The following is a 22,614-nucleotide window of genomic DNA, read 5'->3' as shown; positions in this document are numbered from 1 at the left end:
ATGCAAGGAAAGAAACTTCGTTTAGGAATTATTGGAATGAGCGAAGGGAACGGACATCCCTACTCATGGGCAGCCATTTGCAATGGATATGATAAAAGCAAAATGGATGAATGCCCCTTTCCTGCAATACCAGATTACCTGGCTAAACAAGTGTGGCCCCACGCACAGATTCCCAATGCTATTGTTACCCATATCTGGACACAAGATTTAACTGTCTCTAAACACGTTGCAGCTTCCGCTAAAATTGAAACTGTAGTACTGAATCCGGAAGAAATGATTGAGTCCGTAGATGCTATTTTACTGGCCAGAGACGATGCTGAGAATCATGCTGATATGGTGGCGCCATTCCTGAAGGCCGGACTTCCTGTTTTTGTAGATAAACCTTTTGCTTTGTCGCATAAGGATGCCAGTATTATGTTGGAGCAACAGCAATACGAGGCACAGATTTTTACCTGCTCATCGCTGCGCTATGCCTCAGAGCTCCAACTGACAAGGGAAGACAGAGCGATGATAGGTGATATCCATTGGGTGGAGGCTTCGGTTATGAAAAAGTGGGACACCTATGCTGTGCATATTCTTGAGCCGATCATTGCGCAGCTGGAGAACCGAGGAACACTTAAACATGTGCAAACAACAAAGGCAGAAGAGGTGCAACTTACACTGGTGAAGTGGGAGAATCTGATGGCGTATGTAAAAGTGACAGGTAAGTATCCGGTGCCTTTGGCAATCACCTTCTTTGGGAGCAAGGGATCGATCACGAAATTATTCGCAGATTCTTTTAGTTGTTTTAAGGCCTCCATACAAAAATTCATTGAACAGGTTGAAACCAAAAAGCAGTTGATACCTCGACATGAAACAATGGAAATTGTAGACATTATTGAATGGGGCAGAAAATGAAAATTTTACTGATAGGTCTCGGTTCCATTGGTAGGAGGCATTTAAAACATTTGCAGTCTATAGAAAATGTAACATTAGCTGCCCTTAGAACAAATAAAGGGGCACGAAAGGAAAAGAGCGATATCCTTGAGTTTTTTTCTGTTGAAGATGCCTTATCTTTTCAACCCAATGGAGTAATTATTTCAAATCCTACAGCTCTGCATGTCCAAACAGCCTTGCCTTTTTTAAAGGCAGGTGTAAAAGTTTTAATTGAAAAACCAATTGCAGATACACTTGCTGAGGCTACCTTGCTTACTGCTTTTAGTGAGCAAATAAGAGTGGCTTATTGTATGCGGTTTTCACCTCTTGTGGTTAAACTCACAGAGATATTTGCAAATGATCCGCCTTTTAAAATATCATTTAAGAGATCTTACTACTTGCCTAAATGGCATCCTTACGCAGACTACACAAAAGAATATACAGCAATAAAAGCTTTAGGTGGTGGTGTTATCCGCACTTTGTCGCATGAAATTGATATGGCGCTTCATTGGTTTGGAGAGCCTCAATCCATTAAAGGTGTAACAGATCGCCTCTCTTTTTTAGACATTGATACTGATGATTTTGCCTTCTTTACCATAAAAACAAAATCAGGAGCCAGAGTTAATTTTGAATTGGATTTCTTCTCGCCAATCAACAGGAATGAGGGGGAAGCGTTTACCTCTAAAGGATTGTATTACTGGACAATGGAGGGAATTTGGTATACACCGTATGAGAGTAATAAAAGTGAAGCGCTCTTCAAATTCACTACAGATGCCATTGATGAAATGTATCAAGCTCAGTTGAAAGATTTTGCAGATTTTATCTTGCATGGAGGATCCACCAACGCAACATTGAAGGAAGCAGTGGGAGTTTTAGCATTAATTCAACATGTCGAGCAGCAATCATAAACGAATCGTGGCTATCATTCCAGCCAGAGGGGGGTCTAAGCGCATTCCCGGTAAAAACATTATTGACTTCATGGGAAAACCTTTGATCGCATGGACAATAGAAGCTGCCAGAGATTCTGGACTTTTTGAAAAGATTGTGGTAAGCACCGATAGTGAAGAAATTGCTACAGTAGCCAGACAATGGGGTGCAGAAGTGCCGGGTTTACGCGACAGTAAGGCAGATGACTACAGCCCGGTAAGTGAAGCAACAATACGCACCTTGCAGCTAATGGAAGAACAAGGGATTTATTTTGATGAGGTTATACAGCTCTTTGCGGTTTGTCCATTGCGAAATGCTCAAGACATTATTAATGCTTACCAATATTTTGTAAAATCAAAATCCAACTTTCTTATTTCATGTTTTAAGTATACATGGATGAACCCCTGGTGGGCTGTTACGTTGGACCAAGAGGGGCATCCTTCCTGGATTTTTGAAGACGCTAAAAAACGTTCACAAGATTTACCTGAGCTGTTTAGCCCAACAGGTGCAATATGGGTAGCTAATGTTGAGGCACTATATAATGAAAATACATTTTATGGTAACGGACATGTCTTTTGGGAGATGAACTGGAAACGGGCTGTAGATATTGATAATTATGAGGATCTGGAATTGGCAAAAATGTTAGGATCTGCAGAACAAAAAGATGATGGAATATAAGTGCCTGACTAAACAGCAGTTTTATTTCAAGCAATATGCTATTGTTCCCATCCGAATGGAGGATCGATTTAGTATTATGCAATGGCGAAATGAGCAAATGTATCATTTACGACAAAACAGAATTCTTACGCCAGAGGATCAGGATCAATATTTTAAGACGGTTGTGGCCAAGTTATTTGATCTTGACAAGCCGGGGCAAATCTTATTTTCTTATCTGGATGGTGATACTTGTATTGGTTATGGCGGTTTAGTACATATTGATTGGACTAACCGAAATGCCGAGATATCCTTTATCATGGATACTACCCTGGAGAAAGAATTTTTTGAGTTTCATTGGTCAACCTATCTTTCATTAATTGAACGAGTAGCTTTTGAAGAGCTTGACTTACATAAAATTTTTACCTATGCTTTTAACCTGCGTCCGCACTTATACCCGGTGTTAGAGAAAAGCGGATTTTACCGCGAAGCAACCTTAAAGGAACATGCTTTTTTCGATGAGCGCTTTATTTCTGTTGTAATTCATGCCAAGGTTCATTGCTATTTGCGACCAGCCTTATTAACCGATGCAGCGACTACTTTTCGATGGGCAACAAACCCGAAGGTTAGGGAGTTTGCATTGAATCAATCTGAAATACAATGGTTAGATCACAAAATGTGGTTTGCGAATAAACTTAAATCCAATCACTGTTTTTATTATCTGTTGATGCAAGGAGATGAGCCAATAGGATCAATCCGATTTGATATTGATACCAACGAAGCAATGATTAGCTATTTACTTGATCCAAAATATCATGGAATGGGATTTGGAAGAATCCTGTTGAAAAAGGGAATTGAACAATTTAAGCAGGAGGCTGGGCATCAAATAACACGTATCACTGGCTGGGTCATCAACGAAAATTTACCCTCAGTAAAAGTGTTTGAGAATCTGGGCTTTGAAAAGAGCCAAGATGACGGAACGAAATCCAACTATTATTTATCAATAATATGAAAATTGGACATGTAGAGATAGGGGACAAGCATCCCGTATTTATTATTGCAGAGCTTTCTGCGAATCACAATGGAAGCCTGGAAAATGCACTGGCTACCATCAAAGCAGCGAAACGGTCGGGTGCCGATGCCATCAAGCTACAAACCTATACAGCTGATACTATCACGCTCAATGTACGTTCTGATGATTTTAAACTAAGTCAGGGAACAATCTGGGATGGTAAATATTTGTATGACTTGTACAAGGAGGCCTATACACCCTGGGAGTGGCATGAAACACTTTTCAAGGCAGCAGCCGAAGAAGGACTTGTTTGTTTCTCTTCTCCCTTCGATCCAACTGCTGTAGACTTGCTGGAGTCTTTGAATGCTCCAGCCTACAAAATTGCCTCTTTTGAAATTACCGATATTCCTCTCATTGAACTGGTAGCCTCAAAAGGAAAACCTGTTATTATTTCAACAGGCATTGCAGAGATGGAAGATATTCAATTGGCTCTTGATGCCTGCCGCAGAATGAAGAATAATACAATTGCCTTGTTAAAATGTACCTCCAGTTATCCGGCACCAATAGAAGAGGCCAACATGGTAATGGTGAAAGACATGGCCGAACGTTTCGGAGTCATCACGGGCCTTTCAGATCATACCATGGGCAGTACGGTACCTATTGTAGCAACCTGCATGGGGGCAAAAATAATTGAAAAGCATTTTATACTCGATCGCTCCATTGGAGGGCCTGACGCTTCCTTTTCTATGAACGAGCAAGAGTTCACAGCCATGGTAAAAGCAGTACGCGAAGCCGAAAGTGCTTTGGGGGTCGTAAACTATGATCTTACCGATAAGCAGAAAACAGGTAAGGATTTTTGTAGGTCTTTATATGTGGTAAGCGATATCAATGAAGGAGATATAATCACAGAAGCTCACATTCGATCAATTCGTCCGGGATACGGTTTGCATCCCATGTATTTATCTGAGATCATTGGAAAGAAGTCCAAACAAAGTTTAAAGAAAGGCGATAGGGTTAGTTTTGAGTTAATAAAATGACAGGTCAATATAGGATTAAGGATGCTCCTTACAATGATCCTGATATCGTAAATAGAAGAAATGAGCGTATTGAGCAGCTTTGCTCCATACTCTTTCCGATTATGAACAAGATTCATAATGTAAACTATTCAGAGAGATTTTGGCTGATTGTGCTAAGTGATCATTTGAAGACATGCTTAAATCGTGAGCCTTTGATGAGTAATTCTGATTACAATGAACCTGCGTTATTTGTTTCAGTAAATTCAAGGCAGATTCCAGTCAGGAAGGGGGTTTTGAAAAATTGGCTTGTATACCTGGGAAGAAAATTTAAGAAGGGGACTTCTCTAAATGTATTTCAAGAAAAGATTAAAAGTAATGCTAACCTATGCATAGGAACCCGTTCTCATGAACATGAGAGAAATGGAGTAGGGGTTGCTACATCCGAGTATTTTCCCTGGTTAATGCCAGTACATAATGTTGGCCTTCGTAAGCGTGCAGTAAATCATACTAATGGTAGGTATGATATGTTTATCAGGAATATCATTGCCAATTTACCCACATTTTTTCTTGAACATTTTGCAAAAAATTTGGAAAGTATTCCAATAGTAAACAATCCCGGAGAAAAGATATTTCATTATGAACATTTGCAATCACCTTTTTCATACTTGACGCTAGCTAAGTATCAAGAGTATGGTGCCAAAATATTCTTTTATCAGACAGGAGGGTATATTGGAGAGGTTTCATTCTCACCAAGTAAATTATTTTACAGAACAATTGATAAATTTATTACATATGGTTGGAAGGTCAATGAGAAGGATGAACCGGGAAAGGCTTATAGAATGGAGCAATACTTCCGTAGTTGGAAAAAGCAACTTGATTTAAGTGTACAACAAAGCATAGACTGTCTTATTGTATTTTCTCTCATTGATGAATATACAAAAGAGTACTACTACAATACATATCGATATTTAATTAGTAATCTTGACAGGAAGAAATATGGGAATGTTGTGCTTAGACCAAGATTGACGACAACCAGGTTGGTCTCCTCACCAAATGAACTTGCATTCTTAAAGGTTGAGAAGGATTCGATCAGTATTGATGATGGTAAAGGGCCTTTAGCAATATTAGCTGCTAAATCAAAAGTTATAGTTCACCTGCAATTACCCAGTACCAATTTTCTGGAAGCAGTTTATTGCATGCAACCTGTATTAGGTGTAAACACGAATTATTCACCCTCTCAAGCTGTAGCTAGCTATTATGAGAATTTGACTAACCTAAAAGTTATACATCCCAATATACAGTCATTAGTAAATCATCTTAATGCCGTTCAGATTAATGAATGGTGGGACAAAGTGATTAGAGATGACAGATTTACAGAGTTCGGAAATAATTTTGTGAGTTTTAGATTTAAAAATTTTAATAATTGAAATGACTGTTTCCGTTGAAGAACCAAATCTTTTTATAGTCGGATTTCAGAAATGTGGGTCATCCTCATTATTTGATTTTTTAGTTACACATCCTTTAATTTCCGGTACAAACCCTAAGGAAACTTATTTTCTTTGCGATAGGGATTATGAATTATTTAACCCTGATCAAAATATCTCATCTAAGAATGCTTCATGGGCCAACTACTTTAGCGGTAAAACAACCCGGTACCGCATGGAGGCATCGGTTTGCAACTTCTATCAGAAGATGGCATTGGATTATATCTCAGGTATAAATGATTCGAAAGTTATTTTTATTGTTCGAGATCCAGTAGAACGTTTTGTGAGTACGTATAAATATAATTTGAACTGGCTTTTAAAGTATCATGGATATGTTACTCTTGAAAAGTATTATGAATTGATCAAGAGAAATGAATTAGATCGTGACATGTGTCGATACGCCATCGAGCACGGCAAGTATTTAAAATACATTAATTTATGGCACGAACGATTAAGGAAGGATCAAATATTGATAGTTAACTTTCATGACTTCATAAAGAATCAGGATGGTGTTGTAAAGCAATTGTGTGAATTCTTAGATGTTAAAAATGAGTTTTCTAAAATAATACCGAAGAGTAACACCACCACTTCTCCCAGATTCAAATCCCTTCATAAATTTATTCTTAGGTTCTTTGGGGGGCGAAATTTTCCAGGTAAAGAATTTGTATTGAAATTATATCAATCTTTTTTTCAGAAAAAGGACTTAACAAAGATCTCACCTGAATTGCATAAGCTGTTAAGCAAAGAGTACCAGGATGAATACGAACAGCTCTTTAAGGTTACTAAACTAATTTGATATACATCATTGACTATTTTATTTCTATCCTCATTCCCCATAGATGCTAATAAAGGTGGGGTGCAGCGTGTTACAGAGACTCTGGCTCTAGAGTTTAAACGATTAGAACATTCGGTGATTTACTTATGTGTGGCAGAACATGCCCCAGTGGAGGTTAAAGGCATACCACAGTATATTTTTCCTGATGCTGTTAATAAAATCCTCAATTGTCAGGATTATCTTGTTGGATTAGTGGACAAACTCAAGATTGATGTAATCATCAATCAGGCAAGTATGCATAAGCAATTACTGGCAATTTTGAATGGTGTTGCAAAAAGAAGGGAAAAAAAAGTAAAGATAATTACGGTTCATCATAACTGTATCTCATGCTACTTGGAGAATTATCGCAATATTGTTTTAGACAATATAGGCCCCACTTCCATACTTAAACGCTTTGATTATCCCTTTGTGTGGTGGTTGCTTAAACGTTATAATAAGATTAAGTACGGAAACCAGTTTAAAAAAATTCTTGATATTTCTGATAACTTGGTTTTACTATCACCGAGGTTTGTCGCTGAACTTAAGAGTTATGGTGTTTACAAAAACATCAATAAAGTCACAGCTATCCCCAACCCTGCCCCTTACAGGTCGCAAGAAGGAGTAGAAAAATTTAAAGAGAATAGGTTGTTATATGTGGGGAGATTGGATTATCATCAAAAACGGGTTGATCTGCTACTAGATATTTGGGGTAGATTGCAAGGCTCTTTCCCCGATTGGTCCTTTGATATACTCGGAGATGGACCTATGCGTAAACATATGCAAGAGAAAATTGCAAAATTGGATTTACAGCGTATAATACTTCATGGCTACGCTGATCCGCAGCCATTTTTGCAGAGATCAAAATTCTTTTGCATGACTTCGGCCTTTGAAGGTTTTGGGATGGTATTGGTTGAAGCACAGGCTTATGGCGTAGTACCTTTTGCCTTTAATTGTTACACCGGCCTCCAGGATATTATTGTTGATAAAAAGTCAGGGATGATTTTTGACAAGTTTGATGTTGATTCCTATGTAAAAGGACTTACTCATTTGATGCGTAATGAAGATTTACGACAAGAAATGGCGAGTAATGCTCAAGAAGGACTAGTTAAATACTATCCCGAGAACATAACTGATTCTTGGATTAAATTGATGAAGCAATCTTGATTGGAAATGTAAAATATTACTGGCTACTATTTATTGTTTGGCCATTTCTTTCCTTTATTCTGGCCTTGAGAAGAGGGTTCAATAAACGGTTTCAATGGATTATACTAGCCTTTTCATTCCTATACGGATACACAGTTTTTGTTGATTCGGGGGATATCGTACGCTACAAACAAAGTTTTTATGTCATTAGTGATTATTCATGGTCAGATTACTTTGAGCGGATTAATAACCTTTATACCGACTTTGATGATCTTGATCTGGAGTATGCTGTTGCAGCAGCTAAGCCCGATTTATATGCTGTTACGCTACAGTTTGTTACTTCCAGATTTACTGACAATCCCCGATGGTTTTGGGGGCTAACATCTGTTATATACACGCTTTTATTTTTGCAAATGCTCAACGCTGCATATAGTCTTTTAGGCAAGCATAAATTTGATTTTGTATATTATATTCTTTTGTTGTCATTAATTCTATTGATTCCATTTTATAGAGGTGTTACTGGTGTCCGTTTCTATACAGCATTTTTTTTATTTATTTCCCAGATCATTCTTTTTTTATCCACTTTTAGGAAGAAGCACATTTTTTATGCTTCATTATCCGTATTGATTCACTATACTTTTATTTTTCCATTCATTATAACGTTGCCCTTTCTATTTTTTAGATCACGAATTACAAAATTATTAATACCCATATCGCTATTCATCTTCTTAGTCACTTCGGTGTCGTCTTATTTTGATGCTTTTCAGCAAGCGCTGTCATTTTTTGATGAAACGGCCATACAGTCAAGTGCAGAAGGTTATGCTAGTTACGAAGGATTTCAAAAGGCGCGAATGTCAGGTCCCAGTACGAATTGGTATGTAGAGTTTAACTACTATTCTTTTCCTTTCATGATGATTTTATTCTATTTACTGGAGTTTTTTTTAATTTTGAAAGTTAGAGATACGCAGGAGTCTTTGCGGTTCAGGCCATTACTGGATGTCTTTTTGGTGTTGAGTTTGTTAAGCTATAACCTAAGCTTAGCACTTTTTCGATTTAGCCATATTTTTTTGGTTTTACTCTTACTTAGATACCTTATTATTTATACACATAGCCGTGATGCTCGATTGAAATATATAAGTATTGCTTTAGCACCCTTACTTTTCATAAAAGTGTTGGTAACATTTAGAGCTGGATTCTATACTGTTGATCCACTTTTATTGGTCAATAATGTAATGACATCTTTCCTAGTTTTCAGTGATGTAAGTTTATCAGAGTGGCTGGTTGGCCATTAACTTATTTATACTTCAAAGTTCAGATTATGAAAAAAACGCTAAAGAAGAAGCTTCAATATTTAGGACTTTTTAGTCCAATAAAAAAATTGCTTAGCAGGATAGGATTAATCAATGATTTTTCCCAATCTAAAATAAAAAGTAAAGTTAATAACCTTGATACCTTTTTGTTACAAATTGGAAATGCCTCTGTCACATTTGACACTAGTGATATATACTCGAATAATTGGTTTTATCCTCGTTATACTAATACTATTCATGAGCCAATAGCCTCTGGGCTATTTGTAAAATATGTAAAAAATAATTCTGTTGTTTTTGATATAGGGGCACATATCGGATATTTTACTTGTCTGGCAGCGGCAATCGCCAAGTCAGGTCAGGTTCATGCTTTTGAAATGGACGATAAATGCAAAAACATAATTGAGAGGAATATAGAAATCAATCGTTTTACCAATGTGAAGTTGAATAATGTAGCAGTATCTAATAAGGCTGGTCAAATTAAAATCCCCCATCTTAATCAGCCCAGTCCTGGGCTAAGCATTAAGCGTGTTAGTGGACAGTTCGATACCGTAGCAAGTGTTTCAATTGATAGTTACATTTCAGAGAATAATCTAATCCCTGATTTTATTAAAATTGATGTGGAAGGAGCTGAGTGGATGGTGTTACAGGGTATGAAGGGAATGCTTCAAAAGATTCGCCCCATTTTGCTAATAGAATTTCATATTGAGATTCTAGCCTTTGATTATGATACAAATTATCAGCATATTCTTAAATTTTTATCCGAACTGGGGTACCAGCTTTTTTTACTGACAGAATATCGCGAAAGCAGAGAAGAGCAGCTAATTAGAATAAAAGTGGGTGACAATTTAGAGGGTAATCCAATGATTTTGTGTTTGCAATCGAATTAGAGTGGCATTGTCCATGTTAGATAGTGTAAAAAGTCATTTTGCTAATATTCCAGGTTGGAGAACCAAAAGAAAACTAGTTGTTTTTGAAAGCGATGATTGGGGTATGGTAAGAACCAGTGGTATAGTGGCATATACAAAATTAAATGGGAAGTACCCGCTGGCATCTTGCGAGTACAGCAAGAATGATGCAGTCGAACGAAGGGATGATGTTACAGGTTTGATGGAGATTCTTACTAAGAATATTTCGCAATCTGGCAGTATACCAAAGTTTACTCTCAATTATGTCATGTTCAATCCGGACTTTGATAAGATCAAATCAGATAACTTTTCTTCATACCACCGGAAGGATGTTCTTGATACGTATCAACACTATCCTGATAGCTCAGGTGTAATGAATTTGATAATGACAGGAATAGAAGCGGGTTGTTTTTACCCCCAATTTCATGCAACAGAGCACGTGAACATTAATAACTGGATTCTTGATTTACAAAGTAGTCAAGAATCTACTTTGGAAGCGTTTAATTTTGGTATGGCTAATCTTCATGCACGAAATGATTCCTCGTGTCCATTGGAGTATTTGGATAGTTGGGGCTATAGAAGAACCAATCAAATTGAACCTTTAGAAGAAACCGTTAGAAGGGGCTTAGTACGATTTGAAGAAATTTTTGGGTTTAAATCAGTCTCAACAATTGCTCCATGCTATTATTGGTCTGATGAGTTTGAGATAGAAGCGTCAAAATTCGGGGTGATTTTTTTTCAAGGTGGGAGAGTTCAAAAAACACCACAGTCAAATGGCTTCTCATCTAAAAGGCATTTTATGGGTGAACACGGAAAACGAGGTCAACATTATACAATAAGGAATGTATCGTTTGAACGAGTGAATAATCCCGCTATCGATTGGGTGGATAGATGTTTACACGAGATTGGCATTGCGTTTAAATGGAACAAACCAGCTATTATTAGTTCCCATAGAGTTAATTATATAGGTCGGTTAATTGAAAAAAATAGGGATAAAGGTCTTCAGGATTTAGATCAATTATTAAAACGAGTTAATAAACGTTGGCCAGAGGTTGAATATTTAGACTCAGCTCAATTGGCGTACTTAATCGATTCAAAATAGTCATGTGTGGATTAACAGGATATTATCTAAGTACTGGTAAAAATGAGCAATCACTATCAACCATAAAAAGTATGCTGAGTCTGCAACGGCATCGCGGACCTGATGATGTCGGCATGGTAGGTATTAGTAGTAATGATCACAGTATACAGGAATATTCACTTCAGGATGAAATCACTAAAAGTGATGCTAATGTAATGTTTGGTTTTAATCGACTTAGCATTCTAGACTTATCGGTAAATGGGCATCAACCGATGATTGACTTGGAAAGAAAGATAGTGTTGATGTTGAATGGAGAAATCTATAATGCATTTGATTTTAAAAATGAACTGATTCAAAAGGGACATCGATTTAAAAGCACTTCCGATACTGAAATTGTCTTAAAACTTTATATTGAGTATGGCTTAGAGGGTATGCTTACTAGGCTGAATGGTATGTTTGCAATAGTACTCTATGATGGCTTAGAGAATACAGTCACTTTGATTAGAGATCGATTTGGCATTAAGCCGTTGTACGTTTTACGTGAGCCAGAGAGAATAGCTTTTTCATCTGAGATGAAGAGTTTCAAAGCCTTAACTGAGTTTGATTTTCAGCTCAACGAAACTGATATTGATGAGTTTCTGTTGTTTAGAAATTTAGTAAACAAAACATTATTTAAGAATATTGTAAACATGGAGCCGGGCGAGTATTGGGTTATTAAGCCTTCGCTTGAGGTAGTTAAAAATAAATATTTTGATATCAATAAATCAACCTATAAAAGTGATGAGTTAACACAGGATCGTCTTGAGGAAATTTTACAAAAATCAGTTAAACGTCAACTTATTTCGGATGTTAAACTTGGCTCGCAACTATCCGGAGGTGTTGATTCATCGTTAATTAGTTTCTTCGCTGCACAATTAATAGGGCATAATCAGCTTGAAACTATTTCTATTATTCCAGATCAGGAGAAATATTCTGAAGAGATCTACATTGATCAGGTTATTCATAAATTAGGATTACGTGGTCATAAATACGAACTCAACAGTAAGTATTATTTAAATGAATTGGATAAAGTGGTTTGGCATTTTGAACAGCCCCTTAATCATCCTAATACCATTGGTATTTATTTGTTGAGTCAAATGGCAAAGCAACATGTCACTGTATTGTTGAGTGGTGAGGGCGCTGATGAGGTTTTAGCGGGCTACAAACGATTTGTGACTTTTTCAGGTGGAGCGTTCCCCTCACATGAATTGTTAGGATTACTTAAAAGAAATAAACGGTCAATTCATCGCTATGGCCTTAGTTTTCTTAATAAAGATATTCGATTGATTCTGGCAAATAGCTTTTCCTCCATAGACTCCTTATGTGATATAAAGGCTAACTTTAGTTTTCAAAATTCTATTTCTCAACGTCTTGCCATCTACCATGAGCTTACCGGAGATCCTCTTTTAAAACAGAGGAAATATGAGATAAAAACTTATCTGCCTGATTTGCTCATGCGTCAGGATAAAATGTCAATGGCACATAGTATTGAGAATCGCGTTCCATTTCTGGATAATGAGTTAGTTGATTTTAGTCTTCAATTAGGAGCCAAAGCTTTGTTGGGCGAACAACGTGTAAAAGAACCTAAGCTGATCTTAAAAAAGATTGCTGAAAACAAGTTTGGGCATGAGTTTGCTTTTCGTACAAAGAAGGGATTTCCAATTCCATTACGTGAATTTTTCAATTCAGATGAATTTTATACCCGATGGAATGATGAGTGGTTTTCTGCCCTCAAGGATAGGGGGATTTTTAATTATAAATTGGTGGATTCTTGGGTAAAGAATTTGGATACCATATCTTCTGATAAACTCAATATGATATGGTTAGCCATTGGTTTTGAATCTTGGGCAAAGCAATATTTAAATGGTAAGTAAACATCGTCATCTTGATGACTCAAACTATCTGGGTGCATTTAATAAATATTATTCCTATGCTAAAAATAAAAGTGAGCTAGTCGTTTACGAAAACTTTAAAGAAGCTCTTTCTAAATATGAGAATAGAGAAGTAGATGAGTCTTCAATCATTTCTGTGCTCAGTAAGAATTTCATGTTAGGCGATAAGACAATCTTGAATGGACTTTACAGAACCCCTTGGATGTCTTTTTTAGATAATAATCGTTGGACAACACATGCCTTACCAACTCATGGTAATAGTCTATACTCAGTGCCTGAGATAGCAAAAAGATTGTTTGAATTATTATGCAATGAAATCGAAGTGTATGTTGGTGTAAGTACTAGAGTAGGTATACTGTTAAGTGGTGGGATGGATAGCAGGATGGTAGCCGGAGTTTTAGATTACTTAATAAAAACGAAGCGTGTTAATGTTACAAGCGTAACTGCTTATACCTGGGGTAATTCCGATTCTCGTGATGTTGTTTATAGTAAGGAGATTGCCATTCGTTTAGGTTGGAATTGGAAACATTACATAGTAGATGTAGAACGGTTGTGGCGAAATATAGAATTAGCGGCTGATCGGGGTTGTGAATACTCCGGCCTTCATTTGCATGCGATGCCTGATATTGCCAATGATGCTGAAAGTGAAGTGGATGTGATCTTGGCAGGAAGCTATGGCGACAGTGTAGGACGAGCTGAGTTTTCGGGTCGGCATGTGTCAAAGGTAAGCTCGATTTTTAAGGGCAGATCTCGATTCAGTTATTTGGTGCAATTTAATAGCATCAACAATCTCAAATTGCAATTGAATAATGAGGTTAATCGCTACCACTCTCTTTTTGAACGACCTGATGACTATGCTCAACATGAACTTGACAGGCAATTGCACTACATGCGAAGAATGTTGAACCCTTGCATGGAGGTTATTAATGAAAAAGTTCCCTTATACCAGGCCTTTACAAGTCCTGAGGTGTTTGGATTTATGTGGTCATTAAATACAACGGTTAGAAATGATGATATTTATAAAGAACTTCTCGTTCATTTTAAAACTGATCTGAAAGACATTCCTTGGGCGAGAACAGGCAAGCCCTATGGTCAAATTGGTGTGTCAGCAGACGAGTTTAAAAGACGTCATCACTCCTATGAAAATTATTTGCAAGTTCAGTTGCACGATAGACTATTACATTTTGTTGACCATCATGATTCAGCAATTATTGATTTGAAACGTTTAAAACAACTTATAAAATTAACGTATCGCCATCAAGGGTTTAATTTTGATTACCTCGAGGCTATTTCGTGGTGTATTTCTTTTGTCATGTTTGAGAATCGATATTCTGTTAAAAGTTCATTGCCCAGAGAAAGAGGTAAGTTTCGATCTATACAACTTAGAATAGACTATTTTTTAAGATACTATCTTAGAAAACTTAGGAGTTCAATTTCAAATTGATTATCTGAGAAAGTGTTTTTGAGTGAAAGAAAAATAGTCTTCATTGTTCCATCCCTTGGAGCTGGTGGTATTGAGCGAGTCGTAAGCAACCTATCGAATTATTTGTTTACAAAAGGTATAGCTTCAATAACGATAATTTGCTTTGCTAAGAAAGATCCCTTCTATCCGATTTCATTGGGAATTGATATTTGCTACCTCCCCAAAACAGATTTTTACTTTCTTGATATTATAAAGAAAATTCTATCGCTTCGAAGATTACTAAAAGAGTTAAAGCCAGATGTTGCGATCTCCTTTGGTAGTATGTATAATTCGTTTTTCTTATTGAGTGCTCTTGGGTTAACCGTAAAGAAATATGTATCTGATCGAAGTAATCCGTGGAGAAACTCAAAATTTAATTTGAAACGAGGAGGATATGAACGACATGATGGTTTGCATCATTATTTCTTAAAAAAATGGCTTTACCGTACAGCTCATGGAATTCTAACACAAACCAAGTTGAGCACAAAAATTGAAACACAATCGTTCGGGCAGGAAAAAGTTATCTATTTTCCTAACCCGATTGAACGGATGCCACTTTCTTTGCAGCGAAAAAAAATTATTCTGCATGTTGGCCGTTTTGTAGAATCAAAAGGTCAACTCGATTTGATTGAAATATATAGCCGTTTGCCGAAATATTTACAGAATGATTGGGAGTTGGTTTTTGTGGGTGGGGGTGACAATTATCTTGAAAAGTGTAAAGAAAGAGTTAGCCAATTGAATCTAAGTTCTAGAATCAGTTTTATTGGTTTTGAAAAAGATGTTACTAAATGGTATTCAATAGCCGAGGTATTTGCGTTTACCTCATACTCTGAAGGATTTCCTAATGCGTTAGCAGAAGCTATGGCTGCGGGTTGCGCAGCGATTACGTATAATTGTGACGCGGGCCCATCAGATATAATTGAAAATCGAGTGAACGGCCTATTGATTGCAGTGGGAGCAAAGGATGAATTTATTACTGAATTGATTTCATTACTGGAGGACAATAACTTTAGGCGGCAGCTTCAAATGGAGTCAGTTAAAATAACTGAAAAATTTAGTGTTGATAAAGTGATAGATAAGCTTGTAGATGAAATACTTTAAAATCATTATTCAAATATTTTGTTTTCTCTTTCCTTGGCCGGTACGTAAGCTGGGGTTAAAAATATTTTTGGGTTTTGTGTTGGAGAGAAATTCTAAAATTGGATTTAGTATTATTTTGGCAAAGCAAGTGGTTTTGAAAAAGGGATCTCTTATTAAAAGCGGTACGTTTATAAATGCAATTGATTCGCTAATCCTACATGAATTTGCTAAAATTGGCAGCTTTAATTGGATAACAGGGGCTAGTATACGAACAGAAGCTTATAGGCGTTCAGTTTCAAGAAAGTGTGAATTGGTATTAGGTGTACATACGCGTATCACAGATCGTCACTATATGGATTGTAATGGAGGGATATATGTTGGAGATTTTACAACAATTGCCGGAGTCCGTTCGCAATTTATTACACATGGAATTAATATCAAGGATAATTGTCAGGAGGCAGATCCGATCCTTATCGGTAAATACTGTATGATAGGTACAGGTGTTATTGTCTTGAAAGGCTCAATATTGCCGGACTATTCAGTGCTGGCAGCCGGTGCCATTTTAAATAAACCTATGCATGCGAGTTACACTGTTTATGCGGGTAACCCTGCGCAAAGTGTTAAAAGTTTGGATGACCAAGCAGCGTATTTTACGCGCGATACTGGTAATGTGAATTAAATGAAAATTGTAATCAATACAGCACATCAGCGATTTGGTGGTGCAGTACAAGTGGCACTTTCATTTATTCATGAATGCAGGCACTTTCCAGAACATGAATATCATGTTTTTGTGGGAGAAGGTATATCGAAATCGTTGGATAAATCTGTATTTCCAAAGAACTTTTTCTTTTATGATTTCAGTTTTGGAGTCATTGGTTTACTTACGATACCCTTTATTCAAAAAACGTTGCGAAAGTATGAAAGGCAAATTTGCCCTGACTGTATGATCTCAACATCGGGTCCCACATACTATCGGTCATTAGCGCCTCAAATTATCGGATTCAATTTGCCTTTATACATTTATCCGGAATCGCCCTATGTCAAACAGATTGCAGGAATTAAGCGATTGAAGTTTGAAGTAAAGAAATTTTTACACTATTATTTTTTTAAAAGAGATGCCAGTGCGTATGTAGTACAAACAGATGATGTTAATCAACGCGTGCAATCTGCCTTAGGTAGCAGTAAAGTTTTTACTGTTTCCAATACGTATAGTGATTATTATATAAATCCAGAAAAGTTTACGCTAAAACTTGATAAGGAAGCTAAACATGTTTTCCGGTTATTGACATTGTCTGCCTATTATCCACATAAAAACATTGAAATCATTCCTAATGTAATTGAAGAATTGCTGGCCTTGGGTATTCATGATTTTCAATTTGTTGTAACTTTAGATACTGCATCATTCAATAAAATCAAAAGGGAGAAATTTAAAAAGTACCTGATCAATGTGGGCCCGGTTCCTCCTGCAGAATGTCCTGTTCTATATCACGAATGTGATGCAATGTTTTTACCCACGCTGGCTGAATGCTTCTCGGCTTCTTACCCCGAGGCAATGATTATGAAAAAGCCAATCATCACTACTGACTTGGGCTTCGCAAGAAGTATCTGTGGTGATGCTGCCTTGTACTTTAACCCTATGGATGCAAAGGAGGCAGCCAGTAAGATTATGCAATGCATTCAAAGTAAGAATATGAGAGACAGCCTCATTCAATGCGGATTGCAACAACTTAAAAATTTTGATAGCCCACAAAAAAGAGCAGAGAAATACTTAGCACTATGTGCTCAATTTTCAATTGTAAACTAAGTAAATATTATAGAGTTGATTTATGAAGAAACTATTAGTAACAGGATCATCAGGATTAATTGGATCAGAAGTATGTGTTCACTTCGCCAACTTGGGTTGGGAAATTCATGGTGTTGATAACAACCAGCGCGCAGTATTTTTTGGCACTGCCGGAGATACACGATGGAATCAAAAACGATTAGAATCAACGATTAAAAACTTTCATCATCATGAAGTGGATATACGCGACCGGCATGCCGTATTGAACTTAATTCCAACAATTGCACCGGATGCAATTGTGCATACCGCAGCTCAACCAAGCCACGATCGTGCGGCTGCTATTCCTTTTGATGACTTTGACACCAATGCTGTCGGAACATTTAATTTGTTGGAGGCTACCAGAAGGCATAGTACGGGCATTCCATTTGTTCACATGTCAACCAATAAAGTTTATGGGGATGCTCCCAACCTTATTAAAATGAAGGAGTTAGAGACACGGTGGGACTATGATGATACAGCTTATCAGTATGGAATAGCGGAAACATTTACCATCGATCAGTCTAAGCATTCACTCTTCGGTGCATCAAAAGTTTCGGCTGATATTTCTGTTCAAGAGTATGGTCGGTACTTTAATATTCCTTCATGCGTTTTGCGTGGCGGGTGTTTAACTGGGCCAAGTCATAGTGGCGTTGAGTTACATGGTTTCTTAAGCTATCTCGTGAAGTGTAATCTCGAAGAGAAAGAATACACAATATTTGGTTATAAAGGTAAGCAGGTACGTGATAATATTCATTCTTACGATGTAGCTCGTTTCATTGAAGAGTTTATTAAAAATCCACGCATAGCTGAAGTATATAATCTGGGCGGTGGAAAAGAAAATACATGTTCTATTTTGGAAGCGTTTCAAATTATTTCTGAGATCAGCGGAAAGCCAATGAAATACAGATATGATGAAAACAATAGGATAGGAGATCATATCTGTTATTATAGTGATTTACGAAAAATGAAATCACATTATCCCAATTGGAATATAACAAAATCATTGCAGGTTACTTTTGAAGAGATATATGAAGCCTGGTTAAACAGAAGTAAGTGATGAAGATTTGGCTCGTATCTATTTTTGAACAAACACCTGTTGATAAAGTTTTCTCTACACGCTTTTTAAGTATTGCATCAGAAGCCATATCCCGAGGGCATGAAGTTACTTTTTGGGGCAGTACATTTAAACATAATACGAAGGTGCAACGATATCCCGAAACTACGGTTATTGATTATGAAAAGAATTATCGTTTGCATTTTGTTAAGTCAATAGGTTATAAGAAAAATATTTCGCTGAAACGATTATTCTCGCACGCTCTTTTGGGAAAAAAAATCATTAATGAAATGACTAAGGCAGAAAGGCCGGATGTGATATTGCTAGCCTTTCCACCCATTTCAGTTGCTTATGAAGTGACTACTTGGGCCAATAAAAACCAGATTCCCATAGTCATGGATATCATTGATCCTTGGCCAACACTATTCGAGCATGCAATGCCTAACTGGTTAAAGCCGTTAAATGGATTAATGTTTTATATGCCTAGACGGAGGGTGCGTGATTCGCTAAAAAAAGTTACAATGCTGACATCTATTTCACAACAATACCTTGATTGGTCAGTGCAGTTTCATAATGTAACGCGAAAAGAACGCTTGTATCCCGCAGCAGATTTTGATGCCATTCGAACACATATTATAAATGCTGCCCCATTAGATTTGCCAAAAAAGAAGCTCAACATCATTTATGCTGGAAGTTTGGCGAGTTCTTATGATATCAATACCATACTATCTGCAGCGCATGTTCTTTCTTCAGATTCTCAAATTCATTTCTATGTTGCAGGTGCAGGGCCTCAGGAGAACAAAATTCTAGATTACACTAAGCATCATACTAACTTAACCTTTCTTGGAAGATTAGCAAAGGATGTACTTTTGCAATATTACGCACATTGTCAGTTGGGCATGACACAACATATTAAAGGAGCAACCCAATCTGTTACCTATAAGATTTTTGATTTGTTGTCTGCAGGGCTTCCTATACTGAATAGCTTGGAAAGTGAGATGAGAGAAATTATCCTGAATAATAAAGTAGGTTTGCATAATGTACCCGGTGATGTAACGGGGTTGGTAAATAATATTTTGCGCTTCCGAGAGAATCCCGACATGCTTCAGGAGTATGTGGATAATAGCCTTAAGATTGCTCTCAAGGTGGGGAATTCAAAAGTTATTTATAAACGCTTTGTTGATTTGTTAGAGGAGCAGTGGCGGTAATGGCAATCATATTAGTGAAGGCTCTAACTTAGTTTTTTGTTTACATGAATTGATGATGGAATTCATAAAAGAAAATATTAAAAATGTATTGGGTTGGAGGACGAAACGCAAAATCGTGGTGTTCTCGGTTGATGATTATGGAAATGTTCGTTTAGCCTCGCCTACGGCTCGGAGAAAACTGGATGAGGCTGGTTTAAAAATACAAAACCGGTTTGATGCATTAGATTCACTTGAAAACAGAGAAGACCTGGAACAATTGTTTGATGCGTTGACCTCCGTGAAGGATAAAAATAATAGAAATGCAGTGTTCACACCTTTTTCGATGAGCTGCAATATTGATTTTGATACAATGAAAGCTGAAAACTATCAGCGCTATGTTCCCGAACTGCTAACCACTACCTTTCAAAAGGTCAGTGCTGAGGATCCAAAACAGTATGAGGGTACCTGGAGTTTAGTAAAGCAGGGTATTGAAAGCCGTATTTTCATTCCCCAGTATCACGGACGAGAACACCTAAATCTAAAAGTTTTTGAAGAAAAGTTGAAGAAGCGAGATGCTGAATTAATTACTTGTCTCGAAAACAAATCCTACACAAGTATTTCAAACTCCGGATATACTTCAATATCCTACACAGCAGCTTTTGATTTTGATGATGTAAAGGAGAATGACAAACTTCAGGAAATAGCACAAGATGGTCTAGCCTGCTTTGAGAAGGTTTATGGCTATAAGTCTGTACATTTCAACGCTCCAGGTGGGAGGGAGAGTAGTATTATCCATAAATGCTTGCTAGACAAAGGAATAAAATATATTGATGCACCGTGGATTAAAAGAGAACATACCGGACACGGAAAGTATAAGACTATTATCTACCATACTGGTAAAAAGAATAAATTGGGCCAGCTTATCATAGTGCGGAATGTAGTATTCGAACCTACTGATAACCGCGGATTTGACTGGGTTAATCATACCTTGAGGCAAATCGATGTTGCCTTTAGTTGGAATAAGCCAGCAGTAATCAGTTCGCATCGTGTTAATTTCTGTGGGCATATCGATCCTGCAAATAGATCAAACGGTATCAGCGCCCTAAGAATACTTTTAAAAGAAATTGTGAAGCGTTGGCCAGACGTGGAGTTTAGGGAAGCCCATGAGTTGGGAAGATTAATAGCATAACCAAAACTGAAATGAAGCGATTTATTTACTTGATTTATTATTTTAAAAAAATGAACTGGAAACAGCTTCGTCATTTTTTAATATACACTTCGGGGCATACGAAACGCACGTATTTGGGGTTGTTATGGAGTGCTATATCCGATTCACTGAGATACAACATATCGCTGCTTGAATATTTTCAGTTTCGTTTTTTTGAAAAAGCTAAAGAGGAAAAAATCAATTGGGCTGGTACCGGCTTTATGTATGAGTTTCAACGAACAATGAACCCACCTGAAGTGCGTGGTATATTGGATGACAAAAGACTTTTTTATAAATACTACGGGACATATATGCTGCATCAAGTGGCCGATCTGGTATTGTTGAAACAAAATGCGACTGTAGCGAGGCAGTTATTGAATAATCCTTCCGGGCGGATTGTCTTTAAGGGCGCAACGGGTAAGTGTGGAGCGGAAGTATCTGTCCGAAATACATCAGAATTCACACCTGCTTCTTTGGTTTTGTACCTGGAGAACAGTCCGTATGATTTGGTGGAAGAATTTATCATACAACATTCGGATCTCAACGACCTTTCACCATCAGCGGTAAACACGGTTCGAATTTTTACGCAGCTCAACTTGGAAAATGAAGTGGATATTTTAGGTTGCCGCCTACGAATTTCTGTAAATTCTAAAGTTGATAATTTAGCAGCGGGTAATATGGCCGCACCAATCGATGAAAAAACAGGTATTGTAACAGGTAAAGGTGTGTATAGCGACATTGCAAAGAAAGCTGAGTCAGTTCATCCGGTAACCCATAAGGGTATTGAGGGTTACGTCATTCCTTTTTGGTATGAAACTCTTGACTTGGTAAAAAAAGCTGCTAAAATGCATCCTCAAAATCGTTCAATCGGGTGGGATGTTGTAATAACAGAAAAGGGTCCTGGACTTATTGAAGGTAACCATGATTGGTGCAAACTTTTATGGCAACTTCCAGTTAAGAAAGGACTTAAAAATGAATTACTGAAATACATAAAGTAAGAATATGTATAAGAGGTATGTGAAACGATTAGTTGACATCATCCTGTCGATAACGATTTTATTAATATCAAGTCCGATTTTTATAATTATTATCTTGTTGCTAACTATTCAAAATAAAGGAACTGTATTCTTCCTCCAGGAAAGACCTGGTTATCTGCAGCGGTCCTTTCAGATTATCAAATTCAAAACAATGAATGATGCTCGCGACAACAATGGAAATTTGATGCCTGACAAGCAGCGTTTAACGTCTTTTGGAAAATGGATCCGTAAATTATCACTGGACGAATTACCACAGTTGGTCAATGTTTTAAAAGGAGAGATGAGTTTAATAGGTCCACGGCCCTTGCTCTTTAAGTATATTCCGTTGTATTCTCCCATTCAAAACCGAAGGCATGAAGTTCGGCCAGGTATTACAGGTTGGGCTCAGGTCAATGGAAGAAATTCTATTAGCTGGACAAAGCGTTTTGAGTTAGATGTCTATTATGTAGATAATATTTCATTTGCTTTAGATTGTAGAATTTTTTGGATGACGATTGTTAAAGTATTAAAGCGGGAAGGAATTAACCAAAGCGAAGCTCGGCCAATGGAACCATTTAATGGTTCTAACTAAAC

At 37.2% G+C, this 22,614-nt stretch carries 21 protein-coding genes; all 21 read left to right on the top strand.

All coding sequences use genetic code 11. The features are described from left to right. The 21 genes from SanaruYs_RS04170 to SanaruYs_RS04070 are packed head-to-tail and all read left to right on the top strand — an operon-like array spanning position 1 to position 22,612. A complete protein-coding gene (locus tag SanaruYs_RS04170; protein WP_127121228.1) occupies positions 1–897 on the top strand; it encodes a Gfo/Idh/MocA family oxidoreductase in 897 nt (298 codons plus the stop codon). After that, positions 894–1,823, top strand: coding sequence for a Gfo/Idh/MocA family protein (locus tag SanaruYs_RS04165; RefSeq protein WP_160118579.1), 930 nt, complete (start codon positions 894–896; stop codon positions 1,821–1,823). The genes SanaruYs_RS04170 and SanaruYs_RS04165 overlap by 4 nt, the downstream gene beginning before the upstream one ends. Further along, positions 1,804–2,520: an acylneuraminate cytidylyltransferase family protein gene (locus SanaruYs_RS04160; RefSeq protein ID WP_127121226.1), complete on the top strand. Its 717-nt coding sequence runs from the start codon at positions 1,804–1,806 to the stop codon at positions 2,518–2,520. The genes SanaruYs_RS04165 and SanaruYs_RS04160 overlap by 20 nt, the downstream gene beginning before the upstream one ends. After that, on the top strand, positions 2,507–3,508 hold the full coding sequence (locus SanaruYs_RS04155) for a GNAT family N-acetyltransferase (protein WP_127121225.1): 1,002 nt from the start codon (positions 2,507–2,509) through the stop codon (positions 3,506–3,508). The genes SanaruYs_RS04160 and SanaruYs_RS04155 overlap by 14 nt, the downstream gene beginning before the upstream one ends. Next, positions 3,505–4,545 carry a pseudaminic acid synthase gene (gene pseI / locus SanaruYs_RS04150; RefSeq protein ID WP_127121224.1) on the top strand — a complete coding sequence of 347 codons (1,041 nt, stop codon included), beginning with the start codon at positions 3,505–3,507 and terminating at the stop codon, positions 4,543–4,545. Before SanaruYs_RS04155 ends, pseI begins: the two co-directional genes overlap by 4 nt. Next, positions 4,542–5,951: a hypothetical protein gene (locus tag SanaruYs_RS04145; protein ID WP_127121223.1), complete on the top strand. Its 1,410-nt coding sequence runs from the start codon at positions 4,542–4,544 to the stop codon at positions 5,949–5,951. Before pseI ends, SanaruYs_RS04145 begins: the two co-directional genes overlap by 4 nt. 1 nt (position 5,952) lies before the next feature. Then, the gene (locus SanaruYs_RS04140) at positions 5,953–6,804 is read left to right on the top strand and encodes a sulfotransferase family protein (protein ID WP_127121222.1); all 852 of its coding nucleotides are present in this window, start codon (positions 5,953–5,955) and stop codon (positions 6,802–6,804) included. A gap of 9 nt (positions 6,805–6,813) precedes the next feature. Further along, positions 6,814–7,986 carry a glycosyltransferase gene (locus tag SanaruYs_RS04135; RefSeq protein WP_127121221.1) on the top strand — a complete coding sequence of 391 codons (1,173 nt, stop codon included), beginning with the start codon at positions 6,814–6,816 and terminating at the stop codon, positions 7,984–7,986. Beyond that, entirely contained in the window at positions 7,983–9,257 is a 1,275-nt protein-coding gene (locus tag SanaruYs_RS04130; RefSeq protein WP_160118578.1) for an EpsG family protein, read from the top strand. The genes SanaruYs_RS04135 and SanaruYs_RS04130 overlap by 4 nt, the downstream gene beginning before the upstream one ends. 26 nt (positions 9,258–9,283) lie before the next feature. After that, positions 9,284–10,162 (top strand): FkbM family methyltransferase, encoded by an 879-nt coding sequence (locus tag SanaruYs_RS04125; protein ID WP_127121219.1) that lies wholly within the window; start codon positions 9,284–9,286, stop codon positions 10,160–10,162. A 13-nt stretch (positions 10,163–10,175) separates the two neighbouring features. Next, a complete protein-coding gene (locus tag SanaruYs_RS04120) occupies positions 10,176–11,282 on the top strand; it encodes a hypothetical protein (protein ID WP_127121218.1) in 1,107 nt (368 codons plus the stop codon). A gap of 2 nt (positions 11,283–11,284) precedes the next feature. Beyond that, positions 11,285–13,174: an asparagine synthase (glutamine-hydrolyzing) gene (asnB, locus tag SanaruYs_RS04115; protein WP_127121217.1), complete on the top strand. Its 1,890-nt coding sequence runs from the start codon at positions 11,285–11,287 to the stop codon at positions 13,172–13,174. Beyond that, the gene (locus SanaruYs_RS04110) at positions 13,164–14,636 is read left to right on the top strand and encodes an asparagine synthase-related protein (RefSeq protein ID WP_127121216.1); all 1,473 of its coding nucleotides are present in this window, start codon (positions 13,164–13,166) and stop codon (positions 14,634–14,636) included. The genes asnB and SanaruYs_RS04110 overlap by 11 nt, the downstream gene beginning before the upstream one ends. A gap of 18 nt (positions 14,637–14,654) precedes the next feature. Next, the gene (locus SanaruYs_RS04105) at positions 14,655–15,755 is read left to right on the top strand and encodes a glycosyltransferase (RefSeq protein ID WP_160118577.1); all 1,101 of its coding nucleotides are present in this window, start codon (positions 14,655–14,657) and stop codon (positions 15,753–15,755) included. Further along, a complete protein-coding gene (locus SanaruYs_RS04100; RefSeq protein ID WP_127121214.1) occupies positions 15,742–16,413 on the top strand; it encodes an acyltransferase in 672 nt (223 codons plus the stop codon). The genes SanaruYs_RS04105 and SanaruYs_RS04100 overlap by 14 nt, the downstream gene beginning before the upstream one ends. Then, the gene (locus tag SanaruYs_RS04095) at positions 16,414–17,538 is read left to right on the top strand and encodes a glycosyltransferase (RefSeq protein ID WP_127121213.1); all 1,125 of its coding nucleotides are present in this window, start codon (positions 16,414–16,416) and stop codon (positions 17,536–17,538) included. Positions 17,539–17,560: 22 nt separating this feature from the next. Beyond that, the gene (locus SanaruYs_RS04090) at positions 17,561–18,613 is read left to right on the top strand and encodes an NAD-dependent epimerase/dehydratase family protein (protein ID WP_127121212.1); all 1,053 of its coding nucleotides are present in this window, start codon (positions 17,561–17,563) and stop codon (positions 18,611–18,613) included. Next, positions 18,613–19,818 (top strand): glycosyltransferase family 4 protein, encoded by a 1,206-nt coding sequence (locus SanaruYs_RS04085; RefSeq protein ID WP_127121211.1) that lies wholly within the window; start codon positions 18,613–18,615, stop codon positions 19,816–19,818. Before SanaruYs_RS04090 ends, SanaruYs_RS04085 begins: the two co-directional genes overlap by 1 nt. 52 nt (positions 19,819–19,870) lie before the next feature. Beyond that, a complete protein-coding gene (locus SanaruYs_RS04080; RefSeq protein WP_127121210.1) occupies positions 19,871–20,986 on the top strand; it encodes a hypothetical protein in 1,116 nt (371 codons plus the stop codon). Between the two features lie 11 nt (positions 20,987–20,997). Beyond that, positions 20,998–22,002 (top strand): sugar-transfer associated ATP-grasp domain-containing protein, encoded by a 1,005-nt coding sequence (locus SanaruYs_RS04075; protein ID WP_127121209.1) that lies wholly within the window; start codon positions 20,998–21,000, stop codon positions 22,000–22,002. A 4-nt stretch (positions 22,003–22,006) separates the two neighbouring features. Next, positions 22,007–22,612 carry a sugar transferase gene (locus SanaruYs_RS04070; RefSeq protein ID WP_127121208.1) on the top strand — a complete coding sequence of 202 codons (606 nt, stop codon included), beginning with the start codon at positions 22,007–22,009 and terminating at the stop codon, positions 22,610–22,612. The last annotated feature ends 2 nt before the right edge of the window (positions 22,613–22,614 follow it).

The sequence above is a fragment of the Chryseotalea sanaruensis genome (assembly GCF_003990915.1).
GTDB classification, from domain to species: domain Bacteria; phylum Bacteroidota; class Bacteroidia; order Cytophagales; family Cyclobacteriaceae; genus Chryseotalea; species Chryseotalea sanaruensis.
This window is presented reverse-complemented; position numbering and strand designations above follow the sequence as displayed.

Coding starts and splice junctions, on each gene's coding strand:
- SanaruYs_RS04125 (WP_127121219.1), top strand. CDS start 9,284: ATGAAAAAAACGCTAAAGAAGAAGCTTCAATATTTAGGACTTTTTAGT.
- SanaruYs_RS04120 (WP_127121218.1), top strand. CDS start 10,176: ATGTTAGATAGTGTAAAAAGTCATTTTGCTAATATTCCAGGTTGGAGA.
- SanaruYs_RS04070 (WP_127121208.1), top strand. CDS start 22,007: ATGTATAAGAGGTATGTGAAACGATTAGTTGACATCATCCTGTCGATA.
- SanaruYs_RS04090 (WP_127121212.1), top strand. CDS start 17,561: ATGAAGAAACTATTAGTAACAGGATCATCAGGATTAATTGGATCAGAA.
- SanaruYs_RS04100 (WP_127121214.1), top strand. CDS start 15,742: ATGAAATACTTTAAAATCATTATTCAAATATTTTGTTTTCTCTTTCCT.
- SanaruYs_RS04165 (WP_160118579.1), top strand. CDS start 894: ATGAAAATTTTACTGATAGGTCTCGGTTCCATTGGTAGGAGGCATTTA.
- SanaruYs_RS04110 (WP_127121216.1), top strand. CDS start 13,164: ATGGTAAGTAAACATCGTCATCTTGATGACTCAAACTATCTGGGTGCA.
- asnB (WP_127121217.1), top strand. CDS start 11,285: ATGTGTGGATTAACAGGATATTATCTAAGTACTGGTAAAAATGAGCAA.
- SanaruYs_RS04160 (WP_127121226.1), top strand. CDS start 1,804: ATGTCGAGCAGCAATCATAAACGAATCGTGGCTATCATTCCAGCCAGA.
- SanaruYs_RS04145 (WP_127121223.1), top strand. CDS start 4,542: ATGACAGGTCAATATAGGATTAAGGATGCTCCTTACAATGATCCTGAT.
- SanaruYs_RS04155 (WP_127121225.1), top strand. CDS start 2,507: ATGATGGAATATAAGTGCCTGACTAAACAGCAGTTTTATTTCAAGCAA.
- SanaruYs_RS04095 (WP_127121213.1), top strand. CDS start 16,414: ATGAAAATTGTAATCAATACAGCACATCAGCGATTTGGTGGTGCAGTA.
- SanaruYs_RS04085 (WP_127121211.1), top strand. CDS start 18,613: ATGAAGATTTGGCTCGTATCTATTTTTGAACAAACACCTGTTGATAAA.
- SanaruYs_RS04075 (WP_127121209.1), top strand. CDS start 20,998: ATGAAGCGATTTATTTACTTGATTTATTATTTTAAAAAAATGAACTGG.
- SanaruYs_RS04170 (WP_127121228.1), top strand. CDS start 1: ATGCAAGGAAAGAAACTTCGTTTAGGAATTATTGGAATGAGCGAAGGG.
- SanaruYs_RS04140 (WP_127121222.1), top strand. CDS start 5,953: ATGACTGTTTCCGTTGAAGAACCAAATCTTTTTATAGTCGGATTTCAG.
- SanaruYs_RS04080 (WP_127121210.1), top strand. CDS start 19,871: ATGATGGAATTCATAAAAGAAAATATTAAAAATGTATTGGGTTGGAGG.
- pseI (WP_127121224.1), top strand. CDS start 3,505: ATGAAAATTGGACATGTAGAGATAGGGGACAAGCATCCCGTATTTATT.